Origin of the sequence: Pseudomonas sp. EA_65y_Pfl2_P78, from assembly GCF_963970495.1 — a bacterium.
In the GTDB taxonomy this organism is placed as follows: Bacteria; Pseudomonadota; Gammaproteobacteria; order Pseudomonadales; family Pseudomonadaceae; genus Aquipseudomonas; species Aquipseudomonas baetica_A.
Genome location: NZ_CAXAON010000028.1, coordinates 47,204 through 61,658, shown reverse-complemented (window position 1 = coordinate 61,658; position 14,455 = coordinate 47,204). Strand labels below are relative to the sequence as shown.

Sequence of the window (14,455 nt, the reverse complement as noted above, 5' to 3'; positions counted from 1 at the left end):
CTCCCACAGGAGGGATGCGTTCTCAAGGAGGACTTCATCATGCAAGCCATCAACAACCTCAATCTCACCTCGCTGCTCGACACTCTCGTCAGCCTCAGCGCGGCTTTCATTCTCGGAGGCCTGATCGGCTTCGAGCGCCAGTACCGGCAACGCACCGCCGGCCTGCGCACCAATGTGCTGGTCGCCGTTGGCGCGGCAATTTTCGTCGACATGGCCAACCGTCTTGCCGGCGCTGAAGGCGCGGTGCGCGTGGTTGCCTACGTGGTCTCCGGCATCGGTTTTCTCGGTGCCGGGGTGATCATGCGCGAAGAAGGCAACGTGCGTGGCCTGAACACCGCCGCGACCCTGTGGACATCGGCTGCGGTCGGCGCCTGCGCGGGTGCCGACCTGCTCGCCGAAGCGGTGCTCGGCACGCTGTTCATCCTTGCGGCCAACACCTTGCTGCGGCCGATCGTCAACAACATCAACCGTCAGCCGCTGGATGTGGTCTCGGCCGAAGTCACCAACATCGTCTACGTCATCGCCCGACGCTCGCAGCAAAAAGCCGTATTTGCCTTGCTCGAAGCGGAGCTTGAACGCAGTAACTACCCGGCCAGCGATGTCGACGTGCATGCCTTTGGCGCCGATGAAATCGAGATCGAGGCGACGCTGGCAACCACCTCGGTCGATGGTGACGAGCTGGACGCACTGGTGGCGCGGATCTCGACGTCGACGCTGGTGGTGCAGGCGTTCTGGAGTCCGAGTACAACCGATTAGCGCTGGGAAATATCCTACCTAGGCATCCACGGCCGATGGCCGGGGCCGATTTCTTGAGGTGGCTGCAACAGCGCAGCGTGGTGCAGAGCTCGGAAAAATGAGCGGTTTTTTAGGAAAATTCTTACAGATAGCGTCTCAAGGCTTGCGTAGGCTTGCCGCCTTCAGAAACCGTCACCACCAGGAGATCAAGCATGATCAATAAAACCCTGCGCATCCTGATCGCCGACTCGCAGCATTTTCACCGGATGAACGTCGAACGTCTGTTCAATGGCCTCGATTACTACCGTGTTGCCCCTGTGCAGAGCCTTGTCGAGTTGCTGACCCTTGTGGAGTACGGCTGTGAACCGTTTGATGTGGTCGTCATCAATGCCGAGCTGACGGCCGGCTCACTGGACCTGCCGGGTTTTTTGCTGGAAAACCCGCAGGTCCGTCACGCGTTGATATACAACGATCCTTCGGCGCCGCTGCAGTTGGCTTCGGGGTGCGCCCAGGAAAACGTGCAAGTCAGTCACGCGGCGTTACCCAATGCGCAAGCGATCAGGCACTTGATGTCGCGGGTCGAGGCATCCACCGAGCATCAATCGTCAGCCTGGAACCAGGATCAGTTTGTGCGAAGTCGAGCCCACGCATAAAAATACGTTTGCCGCAACTGTCAGGTCTGACAGGTGATTCGCTTTCCGTTCCGTGCAACAGTCGCTGCGCAACCACTGAGTCTGGATGAGCCCATGCCGGTGGTCCTATCGCCAGATTTTGCACTGGGAGTGGGTATGAAGTCTGCGCTGATCGTCGACGATCATCCGGTGGTGCGCGCCGCCATCCGAATCGTGCTGCAAACCGAGGGTTTCAAGCAGATCCACGAGGCGTCCAGTGGCAACGAGGTGCTGCCATTGATCCGTGAGCACAAACCCCGACTGGTCGTGCTAGACCTGCGTTTGCCGGTGCTTGACGGGTTGGATGTACTGGCGCGAATCAAGGCCAGCGACCTTGACTGCCGAATTCTGGTCTTCAGTTCCCACGATCCCTTGTTTTACCAGGAACGTTGTCTGCGTGCGGGGGCGATGGCCTACGTGACCAAGACCAATCAGTTGCAACAACTGCATAAAGCCATTCAGGCGGTGATGTCGGGCTACACCTATTTTTCCGCGCTGCCGGACAATGTCAGCGCACTGAACGCCGTGCAAACCACGGAAAAGCAGATGGTCGATCAACTCTCCGACCGGGAGTTGAGCATTTTTGTACAACTGGGGCAGGGCAGAGCCAACAAGACGATTGCCGAGGACATGCACCTGAGTCACAAGACCGTCAGTACCTACAAAACCCGTCTGATGAAGAAGCTCGGGGTCAGCTCGGCGGTGCACTTGCGCGATTTCGCCAAGCGCAATCATTTGCTCTGAGCGCCCGGTCATGAGGCCGGTATTACGGATTTTCTGGTTGTGGCTGAGCCTTGTGGCCACCAGTTGGGCGAGTGAACCGCCACAGTTGCTGGAGGTGCTGACCCGCACCGCTCTGGAAAGGGTCCAGCTTCCTCTGGACGAGCAGGATCGGCAATGGCTGCGTCAGCACGCGGTGTTGCGCATGGGCGTTTCCGGGCCTGATTATCCGCCGTTCGAGATAACCCGCAATCAACATGAGCTGGAAGGACTCACGGCCGATTACGCCGATCTGCTGGCGCAACTGCTCGGCATCGGCATCGAGGTCCGGCGCTATGCCAACCGCAATGCTGTGATGGATGCGCTCAAACGCGGTGATGTCGATCTGTTGGGCACCTCCAACAGTTTTGAGGTCGCTGACCCGAAAATCATTCTGTCTCGGGCCTATGCTGACGACCAGCCGATGCTGGTGACCCGGCTCGGTGAAACCTTGCCGGTGAACCTGGCCGGCAAGCGTGTCGCCATGGTCGAAGACTATCTGCCGCTGGCGAACGTGCAGGCGTTTTATCCCGAAGCGCTCGTGCAGCGCTACCCTTCGGCGATGGATGCCCTCGGTGCAGTGGCGTTTGGCGCAGATGACGTTTATCTGGGCGACTTCATCAGTGCCAACTACTTGATCAACACCAATTATCGCAACGACTTGCAATTGGCTGGGCCGTCGGGGCTCGATGCCAATCCGTTCGGCTTTGCGCTGTTGCGAACCGATGTGCGCCTCAGACGCCTCGTCGACAAGGCGTTGGCGAGCATTCCCATGGAGCATCGTCTGCGCATAGAACAGCGTTGGAGCGCGGGTCTCGCCGAGATGGCCGAACAGACGCAGGTGCAACTCAGTACCGCAGAGCAGCAATGGCTGGGCCAACACCCTGTGGTGCGAGTCGGCGGCATCGAAGATTTCGCCCCGCTGACGTTCTTTGATGCAGATGGCCGTTTCAGTGGGCTTTCGGCGCAATTGCTGAACTTGATCAGCCAGCGTAGCGGGCTGCATTTCGAGATCGTGCGCGGGGGCTCGCTGGACCGGCAGATCGAGCAACTGAAGACCGAGGCGCTTGACGTGTTGCCCGTGGTGACACCCAGCAGTGAGCGTGAAACCGAACTGCAGTTCACCCGGGCCTATCTGAACAATCCCTTTGTGCTGGTCAGTGCGGCCACTGCGCAGAGCCCTCGCAATCTCGACGACTTGGCGGGCAAGCGCATGGCGATTTATCGTGGTCACCCATTGCGCGCTTATCTGCTGGGGCGCGTACCCGCGATTCACCTGGTCGAAGTCAAAAGTCCCGCCGAAGGTATGGCGCTGATCGCCAAAGGCCAAGTGGACGCGACGGTCAGCTCGTTGCTGGTGGCGCGTTATCTGATTGCCCGCCAGTACCGCTCGCGTCTGCGCATTACCGGTACCGTGGGTGATCAACCCGCCCGTATCGCGCTGGCCACTTCGCCGCAGGCGCCAATACTGCATTCGATCCTGAACAAGGCACTGCTGAGCATCGCCCCGCAGCAGATGGACGAACTGGTCGAGCGCTGGGGGCACGATGTGGTGGTGGAGGATAGCTATTGGCTGCGTCATCGCCGCATGATTGTCCTGGGATTTGTCGCGGCGGCGAGCCTGCTGTTACTGGCATTGGTCTGGATCGGTTTTCAGCGCAGGCAAATCCGCCAGCGTCAGCAATGGTTGCAGCAATTGCAGGAAGCCAAGGACGTTGCGGACGACGCCAATCGGGCCAAGACCACTTTTCTGGCGACCATGAGCCACGAGATCCGCACACCGATGAATGCGTTGATCGGCATGCTCGAACTGGCGCTGAAAAGGGCCGATGAAGGCGTGACTGATCGCTTGGCGATTCAGGTGGCCTCCAACGCCGGGCAACAATTGCTGGCCCTGATCGGCGACATTCTCGACATTGCACGTATTGAAAACGGGCATTTGTCCCTGGCCCCCGAACGGGCCAATCTGCGTGAACTGGTGGTGTCGGTATGCCGGGTTTTTGAAGGGCTGGCGCGCCAGAAGCGCTTGCTGTGGCAGATCGAGCTAGATGCCGGCAGTGACGTCGATGTGTTGATTGACCCGACGCGCTTCAAGCAAGTGCTGTCGAATCTGCTGAGCAACGCGATCAAGTTCACCGAGGAGGGCGAGGTGCGTCTGTGGCTTGCGGTGACCGCAACATCGGCTGAGCGACTGGCAGTGAGAGTGGTCATCGAAGACAGCGGAATCGGTATCCGCGCACAGGATCGGCAACGGCTGTTCAGTCCGTTCGTTCAGGCCAGCAATAACGCGCAATCGGTGCGCAGCGGTTCCGGGCTGGGCCTGGTGATCAGTCGCAGCCTCTGCGAAATGATGGGCGGCGCGTTACGGCTGGACAGCGAACCCGGCCACGGAACGCAAGTTGAAGTCAGCCTTGAGTTGCCGCTGCTGGTCGCGCTCGCGCAGAACCCGGCGACCGCTCAAATCCTGGGCGCGCCGGTACACGCCCTGAGCGTTCTAGTGGTGGACGATCATCCGGTGAACCGATTGTTACTCGGCTGGCAGTTGAGTGAGCTGGGGCATGTCACGGTCGACACCAAGGACGGCCATCAAGCGCTGGAGTGTTGGCGGGCACAGCCGTTCGATGTGGTGATCACCGACTGCAACATGCCCCGGCGCAACGGCTATGAACTGGCACGATCAATCCGTGACGAAGAAGCCGCGAGCGGCCGTGCCCCTTGCCTGATTCTGGGTTTCACCGCCAACGCGCAGGTCGAGGAGAAGGTTCGCTGTCTTGAAGCCGGCATGGACGAATGTCTGTTCAAACCGATCCGTTTGCACGATCTGCAGCAGGCCCTGAATGGCGCGAGCCAATGCGCGAGCGATGTCGATTCGACCGAGCATATTGCCCTGACAGAAATCGACTTGAGCACACTGGAGCAAATGGCCGGCGATGATCTCGCGTTGATCGCGCGCCTGCGTGACGAAGTGTTGAACAGTCTGCATCACGACCTGCAACGACTGGACGATTTGAACGCCAGGGACGACCACGCTGGGCTGCGCGAACTGGCCCATCACATCAAGGGCGGAGCACAGATGGTGGGCGCGGAGCGGGTAGTGTCGGCGTGCGCTGATCTTGAGCAGGCTTGTCGAGAGGCCGAAGCCGTCGTCATTATCGTGGCGATCAATGCGTTGCGCGCGGCCATGCACGGCCTCGCGCAACGTCTTCAGGCCTGAGCCGATTAATCCCAGTCGGGCGCAAGGCCTTTGGGGCTGGTCAGGCGATGGCCGCGATCCAGCGTGGCGATTTGCGCCATGTCGGCGTCGCTCAAGGTCAGTGTGGCTGCGCCGAGGTTGCTTTGCAGGTTGGCGCGTTTGGTCGATGACGGGATCACCGCATACCCCGATTGCATGGCCCAGGCTAGCGTGACTTGCGCCGGGGTGGCGTGCAGGCGTTCGGCAATCTGTTGAATCACGGGATCCTTGAGCACTTCGCCGTAAGCGAGGGTCATGTACGACGTGATGTGAATGCCCTGGCTGTTGGCGAACGCGGCCACTTTGCGGTTTTGCAGGTAGGGATGCAGCTCGATCTGGTTGGTTGCGATGTTCTCGGCGCCGACGGTAGCAATCGCTTGTTTCATCAGGTCGATGGTGAAGTTGGAAATGCCGATCTGCCGGGTCAGGCCCAAACGCTTGGCTTCAAGCAGTTCGCCCATGAACACCTCGACCGGTACTTGATCGTCCGGCGAAGGCCAGTGGATCAGCGTCAGGTCGAGGTAATCGGTCTGCAGTTTTTGCAGGCTTTCCTTGAGGCTGTCGATCAAGCGATCCTTGGCAAAGTTGGCGACCCAGATCTTGCTGGTGATGAACAGGTCTTCGCGGGCGATGCCGCTGGCAGCGATGGCTTGGCCGACGTCGGCTTCGTTTTCGTAGATCTGCGCGGTGTCGATCACCCGGTAGCCGAGTTCAAGGGCGGTACTCACCGAATCAATGACCACCTGGCCTTGCAGGCGAAACGTACCAAGACCGAAAGCGGGAACAGACATGAAGGACTCCAGGGTTGCAGTGGGAATGGACAGGAGTATCCGCGCCTGCATCCACAGGAAAAACCGTGGATGGGACAAAGCACCTTTGACCTCAGGGCATGAATCTTTTCGGATGTTTGTGTTGTCTGGGCCTTTCGCCAGCGCATCGTTCAGGAGATAGAACGCAGAGGCCGATTTTTGCCGTCTAGTGCATTAATAGTCATGGATTTAAGCTTAATCCATCGCCTCACTCACCCTATTGGAGCCCTCCATGAAAAACATCATCGGTATCTACACCAGCCCTCGGGGCCATTGGGTCGGCGATGGTTTTCCGGTTCGCACATTGTTTTCCTACGACAGCATGGGCAAACACATCAGCCCGTTCCTGCTGCTCGATCATGCCGGTCCCGCCGAATTCACCCCGACCACCGAGCGACGCGGCGTCGGCCAGCATCCTCATCGCGGTTTTGAAACCGTGACCATTGTTTACGACGGCGAAGTGCAGCACCGCGACTCAACCGGCAGCGGCGGCACCATCGGCCCCGGCGATGTGCAATGGATGACGGCTGCTTCCGGGATTTTGCATGAGGAATTCCACTCCGAGAATTTCGCCAAAACCGGCGGCAATCTGGAGATGGTCCAGTTGTGGGTCAACCTGCCGGCCAAAGACAAAATGGCCGCGCCGGGTTACCAGACGATTCTCGATAGCGAGATCCCGAACATCGCGCTCAAGGACAACGCCGGCAGCCTGCGCCTGATCGCCGGTGAGTTCGAAGGCCATCAAGGCCCGTCGCGCACCTTCACGCCAATCGATGTGTGGGACTTGCGTCTGAACGCCGGCAAGTTGCTGACGCTCGATCTGCACGAGGGCCGTAACACCGCATTGGTGGTGTTGAAAGGTTCGGTGCAGGTCAACGGTCTGCAAACTGCGTGCGAAGGGCAGTTGGTGCTGTTCGAGCGCCACGGCCATCAACTGACCCTCGAAGCCAGCCAGGACGCGGTGGTGTTGCTGCTCAGCGGCGAGCCGATCGACGAACCGATCGTCGGCCATGGCCCGTTCGTGATGAACACCGAGCAGGAAATTCATCAGGCCTTTGCCGATTTCCAGTCCGGACGGTTTGGTCGAATGCACGCTTGACGCCTTAATCGCCAAAAACTTTGTGGGAGCAAGCTTGTTCCCACAGGTTTTCTTGTTGTCAGTGAAGTCGTGCTCATTTTCTGAAGTCAATGACTCCTACACTGTCCCCAATCTGTGCGATCTTCTCGCGATTGGCCCCCCGTCGGAGTTGTTTGATGCTGTCTCTGCTGACCGAACACCCTTTGTTTTGCGCGTTGATCCTGATCCTGCTCGACCTCGGGCTGTGGCGTCTGATCAGCGCCCGTGGCAGTGAGTGGAAATTGCTGGTGCGGGTGCTGATTTTCAGTGTGTTCAGTGCGCTGCTCTTCAACGAAGGTCTCAACCCGCTGGAGCCTGCACCCTGGGCGGACAATGTGCCGCTGCACTTGTCGGCGACCGGGTTGCAGATTGCCTGGTGGCTGTTCGGCGCACGCACCCTGACGGTGTTGATCGGCGCGGTGATGATGCAGAGGGTCGGGCACACTGGGCGTTTGCTACAGGACTTGTTGGGTGCCGTGATCTTTCTGATCGCGATCATTGCGGCGTTGGCCTACGTGCTGGATCTGCCGGTCAAAGGTGTGCTGGCGACGTCTGGCGCTTTGGCAATCATCGTCGGTCTGGCCTTGCAGAGCACGTTGAGCGATGTGTTTTCCGGGATCGTCCTCAACACCACCAAGCCGTATCAACTCGATGACTGGATCTCCATCGACGGCACCGAAGGTCGGGTCACCGACATCGACTGGCGTGCCACCCGCCTGCAAACCAGCCAGGGCAACATGGCGGTGATTCCCAACTCGCTGGCGGCCAAGGCCAAGATCATCAACTTCAGCCGGCCGAGCAACATGTTCGGCGTGGCCGTCAGTGTGCAAGTCAGCCCGCACGCGCGACCGAGCACGGTGATCGATGCGCTGGAGCGCGCGATGCAGGGCTGTCGTCAGCTTCTGGACACCCCAGCGCCGAGTGTGGCGCTCAAAAACGCTGGCAGCGATGGGGCAGAGTACGAAATCAATGGTTTCGTCGCGTCGATGGGCGAGAAACGTGTGGTGCGCAATCAACTGTTCGACCTGGCGTATCGGCACTTGCAGGCATCCGGGGTCAATCTGCTGTCGAGGGCCGAGCCTGTCGTGCCGGGCAATCTCTCGCGGCCGCGGGCGTTGCTCGACAGCTCACCGATTTTCTCGACGTTGCGTCAGGAAGAGAAAGACACCTTCAGCCAGAACATGACCCTGCAATCCTTCCGCGCCGGCGAGCAGATTCTGGGCGCCGGGGAGGTCAGCGATCACCTGTACATCATTGAATCCGGCGTGGTCACTGTGGCGCTGACCCGCCATGGCGCACCGTTCGAGTCCGCACGCATGGGGCCGGGCGAAGTGATCGGCGAGGCCGGCATTCTTTCCGATTCGTCGGTGCCCGCCACATTTACCGCCAAGACCTTTTGCGCGTTGTACCGCATCGAGAAGACTTACCTGAAACCGTGCCTGGATGCCCGCCACGACATCAGCGACGCGATGCAAACCCTGCTCGATTACCGTCTGTACAAAGCGCAATCCCTGACCGAGGACGCGCCGGTCATCGTGCCGAAAAAAGGCTTTTTGCAATGGTTGCGTCATCGCGCCTGAGTGGCTTGGCACTGGTGCGATTGCCTGCGGTATTTGTGTCTCAAGGATCGCCTCGGCATCTTTTGGGTTATTTTAGTCAGCCATCGGCGGAGCGATCCGCAGCCATATGCAAAAGGACTGGGCAATGAGCGAACCACGCCTGACAAATCTGAAAGGTTACCTGAGACGTCTCGGCTTCGATGCTCCACCCGCACCGACGCTTGAGACCCTGCGTCAATTGCAGTTGCTCCACACGGGCGCGTTTGTCTTCGAGAACCTGTCGACGATCGGCGGTGAACCGGTGTTGATCGACCTTGCCTCTGTAGAGCAGAAAGTCCTGCACGATGGCCGTGGCGGTTACTGCTACGAACTCAATCACCTGTTTTTTGCCCTGTTGCTTGAATTGGGCTTCGATGCCCGGGCCATCAGTGGGCGAGTGGTGATGAATCAGCCTGAAGGTACTTGGACCGCACGTACGCACCGTCTGAGTCTGGTGACGTTGGATGGCGTGCGCTACATCACCGATGTCGGCTTCGGTGGCATGGTGCCAACTGCACCGTTGATGCTCGACACAGAGGCCGAACAAACCACGCCACACGAACCGTATCGCATCGAAAACCGTGCCGATGGCTACATGCTGCGCGCCAACGTTGCAGGTGAATGGCGCCCCATGTACCTGTTTGACCTGCAACGCCAGGAAGACATCGATTACACCATAGGCAACTGGTACGTCTCGACCCACCCGGAATCGCCGTTCTGCCAACGCCTTATGGTCGCGCGCACGGGTAACGGCTGGCGCAAGACGCTGAACAACGGTAGTTTCGCGATCCATCGCATGGGCTCCGCCAGTGAACGGCGGGAGGTGACGGATGTTGATGAGTTGATCGAGTTGTTGCAGCAGGAATTCGATCTTCGCCTGCCTCAACAACCGCGCCTGAGCCACGCGCTGGGGCGGATGATTGTCCCCGCCTGAAGCCTAGGGCTTCGCCTCTGGCTCCAGTACCCGGCGTATCTCCCCGACGGCCGCCGACAGCTTTTTCTCAAGACTCTTGAGGTCGGCGGCAGTAATACCTTTCTTGAACTGCCCGCAGTGGCCTGACTCGGCCGGGCCCTGACTCTCTGTGCCATTGAGCAAGGCGTGGCGCAGGGTGTTATTGATCACCGTCTGATACCCAAACCCCTCGTTTTCCGCCACGGTGCGAGCGGCCTCGATGACCGCGTCGTCGAGCATGATGGTGATGCGGGTTTTACCCTTGGTGGACGCCACGGCGCCGCGTTTGCCTTGAGAGAAGTCAAATTCGTCTTTCATCGATCAAGCCTCTAAAGAATATTGGCGACGCTCGCTTGGGGTGGCGACACGCGCAGAAATAATTCGAATGACATTGGCTTCGCGGTAACTGTACGCAACGACCAGCAAACGTCCCTTACCGTCGAGGCCCAGGGTGATCCAGCGTGGCTCTGCATGGTCGTTGTCCTCAATCGTCAGTGCGCATTCGTCGTGAAAGACCGGTTCGGTCTCGGCGAGGCTGACACCTTTGTGCTTGAGTTTGTTGGCCGCGTTCTTGCTTTTGTCGTACTGAATGTCGAATGACTTCATTATGCATACTTTATATGTATAAAAAAGGGCGCGACCACACCGTCGGTCGCCATGAGCACTTCAGCCTAGTGGGTGATGACGCAAGGTCAGACGGGGATGTGTTGCCGGATTTGTGGGGGGATGCGAGCAGCGGGATAGAAGGTTGGGTGGCTACCTATCCATTATGTGACTGGTAAGTTGTATACAACTCTATGGACATTTGTCACGACTATTGAATACAGTGTGCGCATAACAAAAACCAGGGACCCCCCCACCATGAAAACGCCCCATGTTTCACACCAACGGCCCGAGGATGAAAATCTCGGGGTCGGCGCGAATATGGCTTACGGCCTGCAACATGTTCTGACCATGTACGGCGGTATCGTTGCGGTGCCACTGATCATCGGTCAGGCAGCCGGGCTTTCGCCGGCAGACATTGGTTTGCTGATCGCTGCTTCGTTGTTTGCGGGGGGGCTGGCAACACTGCTGCAAACCCTGGGTCTGCCGTTCTTTGGCTGTCAGTTGCCGCTGGTACAAGGTGTGTCGTTCTCCGGCGTTGCGACCATGGTCGCGATCGTCAGCAGTGGCGGGGAGGGTGGCTTCCAGTCGGTACTTGGCGCTGTGATTGCCGCATCCTTGATCGGCCTGCTGATCACTCCGGTGTTCTCGCGAATTACCAAGTTCTTTCCTCCCTTGGTGACCGGCATTGTGATCACCACTATCGGCCTGACGCTGATGCCGGTGGCCGCACGCTGGGCCATGGGCGGCAACAGCCACGCGCCGGACTTCGGCAGCATGCAAAACATCGGGCTGGCGGCGGTTACGCTGGTGCTGGTGTTGCTGTTGAGCAAGGTGGGCAGCTCCACGATCTCGCGTCTGTCGATCCTGTTGGCCATGGTGATTGGCACGGTACTGGCGGTATTGCTTGGCATGGCGGACTTCTCCAGCGTCACTCAAGGCCCGATGTTCGGCTTCCCGACGCCATTCCACTTCGGCATGCCGACGTTCCACTTCGCCGCGATCCTGTCGATGTGCATCGTGGTCATGGTGACGCTGGTAGAGACGTCGGCAGACATCCTCGCGGTCGGTGAGATCATCGGCACCAAGGTCGACTCCAAGCGTCTGGGCAACGGTCTGCGTGCGGACATGTTGTCGAGCATGTTTGCGCCGATCTTCGGCTCCTTCACGCAAAGCGCCTTCGCCCAGAACGTCGGGCTGGTGGCGGTGACAGGCATCAAAAGCCGTTATGTGGTGGCCACCGGCGGCGTCTTCCTGGTGATCCTCGGCCTGTTGCCGTTCATGGGGCGGGTGATTGCGGCAGTGCCGACATCGGTGCTCGGCGGCGCAGGTATCGTGCTGTTCGGCACCGTCGCGGCGAGCGGTATTCGCACCCTGTCGAAGGTGGATTACCGCAACAACGTCAATCTGATCATTGTGGCCACCTCAATCGGTTTCGGCATGATTCCGATTGCCGCGCCGAACTTCTACGATCACTTCCCGAGCTGGTTCGCGACCATTTTCCACTCGGGCATCAGCTCGTCGGCGATCATGGCGATCGTGCTCAACCTGGCGTTCAACCACTTCACCACCGGCAACTCGGACCAGCAATCGGTGTTTGCGGCGGCGGAAGAGCGCACCCTGCGCTATCGTGATCTGGCGGCGCTGCGTGAAGGCGATTACTTCAGCGACGGCAAACTGCATGACTGCGATGGCAAGGAAGTGCCAGTGATCGAGCCTGATGCGGAGCATGACCATGGCCAAGGTGCGCCGAAGGTACAGGCGAAAAGCAGTGAGCATGTCTGACCGCTGACTGAATGCATAAGGCCGATCTGGAGACCGATCGGCCTTTTCGTTTCAAGGGAAAAAGATATTTTCGAGCGGCCACAAAAAAGCCCCTGAATCTTTCGATTCAGGGGCTTTGCTATTTGGCTCCACAACCTGGACTCGAACCAGGGACCCAATGATTAACAGTCATTTGCTCTACCAACTGAGCTATTGCGGAATTGGTGCGTATGTTACTGATTCAAAAAGAGAAGTCAAGCATCGATTAGCAAAATAAGTGATTCACCGGGACGGACGGTGGTTTATCCGCGATTGGCGGTTACCAGAACAGCGCCGGAGGTCTACCATGGCCGCCCGGAAGTGATATCACGCGCTGCCGGCCATTCGCCGAAAAGGTACGCGCCATGAATCACTCGAGTTTCAAATTCCGCACAAGTGAGGTGTTCGCATGAGCATTGCGCAAATCAGCCTGCCCAAAGGCGTCGGTCCACACGCCGAAAAACTCTTCGACGCGATCACTCAAGCCAGCAACGCTGAAGCGTTGAACCGTGCCGGTGGTAAGGCTGAGGGTTTTGTCCTCGGCCTGGAAAGCACCAAGGCGATCAAAAGCCAAATCGCCGAATCGCTGTATGTCGCCTATGACGATGCTGCCAGTCAGCGAGCGACTGAACTGGCTTAACTGCCGAAAGTCAGGGTACCGAGCATCAGTGTGGTGTAAGCCGCAGTGGCCGCCAGTTGCACCAGCCATAGCGCCAGGCCACCGAGGAATACGCCGGCTGCGACTTGCAGGACCAGGTTATTGCCGCGTTTGGCCGGCTGGCGTGGAATGAAGTCATCCAGATCGTCACGGTCAGCGCGCAGGTTGTCGTTTTTCATGTGGGTTCTCTTCAGAAAACTCGGATGTACACAAAACTTAATTGTGTGCAGTCTAGAGGGTATCGGGATTATTCCGGGGCAATAAAAAACGGGAAGCCCTAAGGCTTCCCGTTTTTCATCACGCTGCGAAATCAGATGACCTGAACAATCGCATCCGTTACAGCCTTGATGTTGCTCTGGTTCAATGCCGCCACGCAGATGCGGCCAGTGTCCAGGGCGTAGATGCCAAACTCGTTGCGCAGGCGGTGAACCTGTTCGGTGGTCAGGCCGGAGTAGGAGAACATGCCGCGTTGGCGACCGACGAAGCTGAAGTCACGCTGTGGCGCTTTTTGCGCCAGCAGGTCGACCATTTGCTCACGCATGCCGCGAATGCGCAGACGCATTTCAGCCAGTTCGGTTTCCCACTGAGCGCGCAGCTGCGGGCTGTTCAGCACGGCAGCCACGATGCTTGCACCGTGAGTTGGCGGGTTGGAGTAGTTGGTGCGGATGACGCGCTTGACCTGCGACAGCACGCGCGCGCTTTCTTCTTTCGACTCGCTGATGATCGACAGGGCGCCAACGCGCTCGCCGTACAGGGAGAACGACTTGGAGAACGAGCTCGACACAAAGAACGTCAGACCGGATTCAGCGAACAGACGCACGGCAGCGGCGTCTTCGTCGATACCGTCACCGAAACCCTGGTAAGCCATGTCGAGGAACGGCACGTGACCTTTGGCTTTGACCACGTCCAGCACGTTGTTCCAGTCCGCCGGAGTCAGGTCGACACCGGTCGGGTTGTGGCAGCAAGCGTGCAGCACAACGATAGAGCCGTTCGGCAGGGCGTTGAGGTCTTCGAGCATGCCGGCACGGTTCACATCGTGGGTGGCAGCGTCGTAGTAACGGTAGTTTTGCACCGCAAAACCGGCGGTTTCGAACAGCGCGCGGTGGTTTTCCCAGCTTGGGTCACTGATCGCCACGACTGCGTTCGGCAGCAGTTGCTTGAGGAAGTCAGCACCGATTTTCAGTGCGCCAGTCCCGCCGACGGCTTGAGTGGTGATGACGCGACCGGCGCCGATCAGCGGCGAGTCGTTGCCAAACAGCAGCTTTTGCACGGCCTGGTCGTAGGCAGCGATGCCATCGATCGGCAGGTAACCGCGCGAAGCGTGTTGAGCTGCGCGAACGGTTTCAGCTTCGATCACGGCGCGCAGAAGTGGAATTCGCCCCTCTTCGTTGCAGTAAACACCAACGCCCAGGTTGACCTTGGTGGTTCGGGTATCGGCGTTGAATGCTTCGTTGAGGCCCAGGATTGGATCGCGGGGTGCCATTTCGACAGCAGAGAACAGGCTCATTATTACGGCGG

The 14,455-nt window shown here is 58.9% G+C and carries 14 protein-coding genes and 1 tRNA gene; 9 read left to right on the top strand and 6 right to left on the bottom strand.

Annotated elements, in window-relative coordinates:
- The first annotated feature begins 39 nt into the window (after positions 1–39).
- The 4 genes from AACY02_RS20020 (at position 40) to AACY02_RS20005 (ending at position 5,379) form a co-directional block, all read left to right on the top strand.
- Positions 40–756 carry an MgtC/SapB family protein gene (locus AACY02_RS20020; RefSeq protein ID WP_123533034.1) on the top strand — a complete coding sequence of 239 codons (717 nt, stop codon included), beginning with the start codon at positions 40–42 and terminating at the stop codon, positions 754–756.
- 191 nt (positions 757–947) lie between these two features.
- Positions 948–1,388 (top strand): chemotaxis protein CheY, encoded by a 441-nt coding sequence (locus tag AACY02_RS20015; RefSeq protein ID WP_339433449.1) that lies wholly within the window; start codon positions 948–950, stop codon positions 1,386–1,388.
- A gap of 135 nt (positions 1,389–1,523) precedes the next feature.
- Positions 1,524–2,150 (top strand): response regulator transcription factor, encoded by a 627-nt coding sequence (locus AACY02_RS20010; protein ID WP_339433448.1) that lies wholly within the window; start codon positions 1,524–1,526, stop codon positions 2,148–2,150.
- A gap of 10 nt (positions 2,151–2,160) precedes the next feature.
- Entirely contained in the window at positions 2,161–5,379 is a 3,219-nt protein-coding gene (locus tag AACY02_RS20005) for a transporter substrate-binding domain-containing protein (protein WP_339433447.1), read from the top strand.
- Positions 5,380–5,384: 5 nt separating this feature from the next.
- Here AACY02_RS20005 and dkgB read toward each other — a convergent pair whose 3' ends face one another.
- Positions 5,385–6,188, bottom strand: coding sequence for a 2,5-didehydrogluconate reductase DkgB (dkgB, locus tag AACY02_RS20000; protein WP_339433446.1), 804 nt, complete (start codon positions 6,186–6,188; stop codon positions 5,385–5,387).
- A gap of 250 nt (positions 6,189–6,438) precedes the next feature.
- Here dkgB and AACY02_RS19995 point away from each other — a divergent pair, with 250 nt between their 5' ends.
- The 3 genes from AACY02_RS19995 to AACY02_RS19985 all read left to right on the top strand — a co-directional run bounded on the left by AACY02_RS19995 (position 6,439) and on the right by AACY02_RS19985 (position 9,855).
- The gene (locus AACY02_RS19995; protein WP_339433445.1) at positions 6,439–7,305 is read left to right on the top strand and encodes a pirin family protein; all 867 of its coding nucleotides are present in this window, start codon (positions 6,439–6,441) and stop codon (positions 7,303–7,305) included.
- A gap of 155 nt (positions 7,306–7,460) precedes the next feature.
- Entirely contained in the window at positions 7,461–8,903 is a 1,443-nt protein-coding gene (locus AACY02_RS19990) for a mechanosensitive ion channel family protein (RefSeq protein WP_339433444.1), read from the top strand.
- A gap of 124 nt (positions 8,904–9,027) precedes the next feature.
- Positions 9,028–9,855 (top strand): arylamine N-acetyltransferase family protein, encoded by an 828-nt coding sequence (locus AACY02_RS19985; RefSeq protein ID WP_339433443.1) that lies wholly within the window; start codon positions 9,028–9,030, stop codon positions 9,853–9,855.
- 3 nt (positions 9,856–9,858) lie between these two features.
- On the opposite strand, the gene AACY02_RS19980 is transcribed toward AACY02_RS19985, so the two are convergent.
- Positions 9,859–10,191, bottom strand: a complete 333-nt coding sequence (locus AACY02_RS19980) for a BrnA antitoxin family protein (RefSeq protein ID WP_221732920.1) — start codon at positions 10,189–10,191, stop codon at positions 9,859–9,861.
- Positions 10,192–10,194: 3 nt separating this feature from the next.
- Positions 10,195–10,479 (bottom strand): BrnT family toxin, encoded by a 285-nt coding sequence (locus tag AACY02_RS19975; RefSeq protein WP_221732919.1) that lies wholly within the window; start codon positions 10,477–10,479, stop codon positions 10,195–10,197.
- Between the two features lie 255 nt (positions 10,480–10,734).
- On the opposite strand from AACY02_RS19975, the gene AACY02_RS19970 reads away from it, so the two are divergent.
- Positions 10,735–12,261 carry a nucleobase:cation symporter-2 family protein gene (locus AACY02_RS19970; protein ID WP_339433442.1) on the top strand — a complete coding sequence of 509 codons (1,527 nt, stop codon included), beginning with the start codon at positions 10,735–10,737 and terminating at the stop codon, positions 12,259–12,261.
- Positions 12,262–12,384: 123 nt separating this feature from the next.
- Here the strand turns inward: AACY02_RS19970 and AACY02_RS19965 are convergent.
- Positions 12,385–12,460: transfer RNA gene (locus AACY02_RS19965), tRNA-Asn, on the bottom strand.
- 228 nt (positions 12,461–12,688) lie between these two features.
- Here AACY02_RS19965 and AACY02_RS19960 point away from each other — a divergent pair.
- Entirely contained in the window at positions 12,689–12,919 is a 231-nt protein-coding gene (locus AACY02_RS19960) for a hypothetical protein (RefSeq protein WP_339433441.1), read from the top strand.
- On the opposite strand, the gene AACY02_RS19955 is transcribed toward AACY02_RS19960, so the two are convergent.
- Positions 12,916–13,116, bottom strand: coding sequence for a hypothetical protein (locus AACY02_RS19955; RefSeq protein WP_339433440.1), 201 nt, complete (start codon positions 13,114–13,116; stop codon positions 12,916–12,918). The two genes, AACY02_RS19960 and AACY02_RS19955, sit on opposite strands and share 4 nt — an antisense overlap.
- A 131-nt stretch (positions 13,117–13,247) precedes the next feature.
- Positions 13,248–14,444 carry an amino acid aminotransferase gene (locus AACY02_RS19950; RefSeq protein WP_339433439.1) on the bottom strand — a complete coding sequence of 399 codons (1,197 nt, stop codon included), beginning with the start codon at positions 14,442–14,444 and terminating at the stop codon, positions 13,248–13,250.
- Positions 14,445–14,455: the final 11 nt, after the last annotated feature.

What these genes read in the sequence shown, in the direction of transcription:
- AACY02_RS20020 (WP_123533034.1), top strand. Translation starts at nt 40, where the DNA reads ATGCAAGCCATCAACAACCTCAATCTCACCTCGCTGCTCGACACTCTC.
- AACY02_RS20015 (WP_339433449.1), top strand. Translation starts at nt 948, where the DNA reads ATGATCAATAAAACCCTGCGCATCCTGATCGCCGACTCGCAGCATTTT.
- AACY02_RS20010 (WP_339433448.1), top strand. Translation starts at nt 1,524, where the DNA reads ATGAAGTCTGCGCTGATCGTCGACGATCATCCGGTGGTGCGCGCCGCC.
- AACY02_RS20005 (WP_339433447.1), top strand. Translation starts at nt 2,161, where the DNA reads ATGAGGCCGGTATTACGGATTTTCTGGTTGTGGCTGAGCCTTGTGGCC.
- dkgB (WP_339433446.1), bottom strand. Translation starts at nt 6,188, where the DNA reads ATGTCTGTTCCCGCTTTCGGTCTTGGTACGTTTCGCCTGCAAGGCCAG.
- AACY02_RS19995 (WP_339433445.1), top strand. Translation starts at nt 6,439, where the DNA reads ATGAAAAACATCATCGGTATCTACACCAGCCCTCGGGGCCATTGGGTC.
- AACY02_RS19990 (WP_339433444.1), top strand. Translation starts at nt 7,461, where the DNA reads ATGCTGTCTCTGCTGACCGAACACCCTTTGTTTTGCGCGTTGATCCTG.
- AACY02_RS19985 (WP_339433443.1), top strand. Translation starts at nt 9,028, where the DNA reads ATGAGCGAACCACGCCTGACAAATCTGAAAGGTTACCTGAGACGTCTC.
- AACY02_RS19980 (WP_221732920.1), bottom strand. Translation starts at nt 10,191, where the DNA reads ATGAAAGACGAATTTGACTTCTCTCAAGGCAAACGCGGCGCCGTGGCG.
- AACY02_RS19975 (WP_221732919.1), bottom strand. Translation starts at nt 10,479, where the DNA reads ATGAAGTCATTCGACATTCAGTACGACAAAAGCAAGAACGCGGCCAAC.
- AACY02_RS19970 (WP_339433442.1), top strand. Translation starts at nt 10,735, where the DNA reads ATGAAAACGCCCCATGTTTCACACCAACGGCCCGAGGATGAAAATCTC.
- AACY02_RS19960 (WP_339433441.1), top strand. Translation starts at nt 12,689, where the DNA reads ATGAGCATTGCGCAAATCAGCCTGCCCAAAGGCGTCGGTCCACACGCC.
- AACY02_RS19955 (WP_339433440.1), bottom strand. Translation starts at nt 13,116, where the DNA reads ATGAAAAACGACAACCTGCGCGCTGACCGTGACGATCTGGATGACTTC.
- AACY02_RS19950 (WP_339433439.1), bottom strand. Translation starts at nt 14,444, where the DNA reads ATGAGCCTGTTCTCTGCTGTCGAAATGGCACCCCGCGATCCAATCCTG.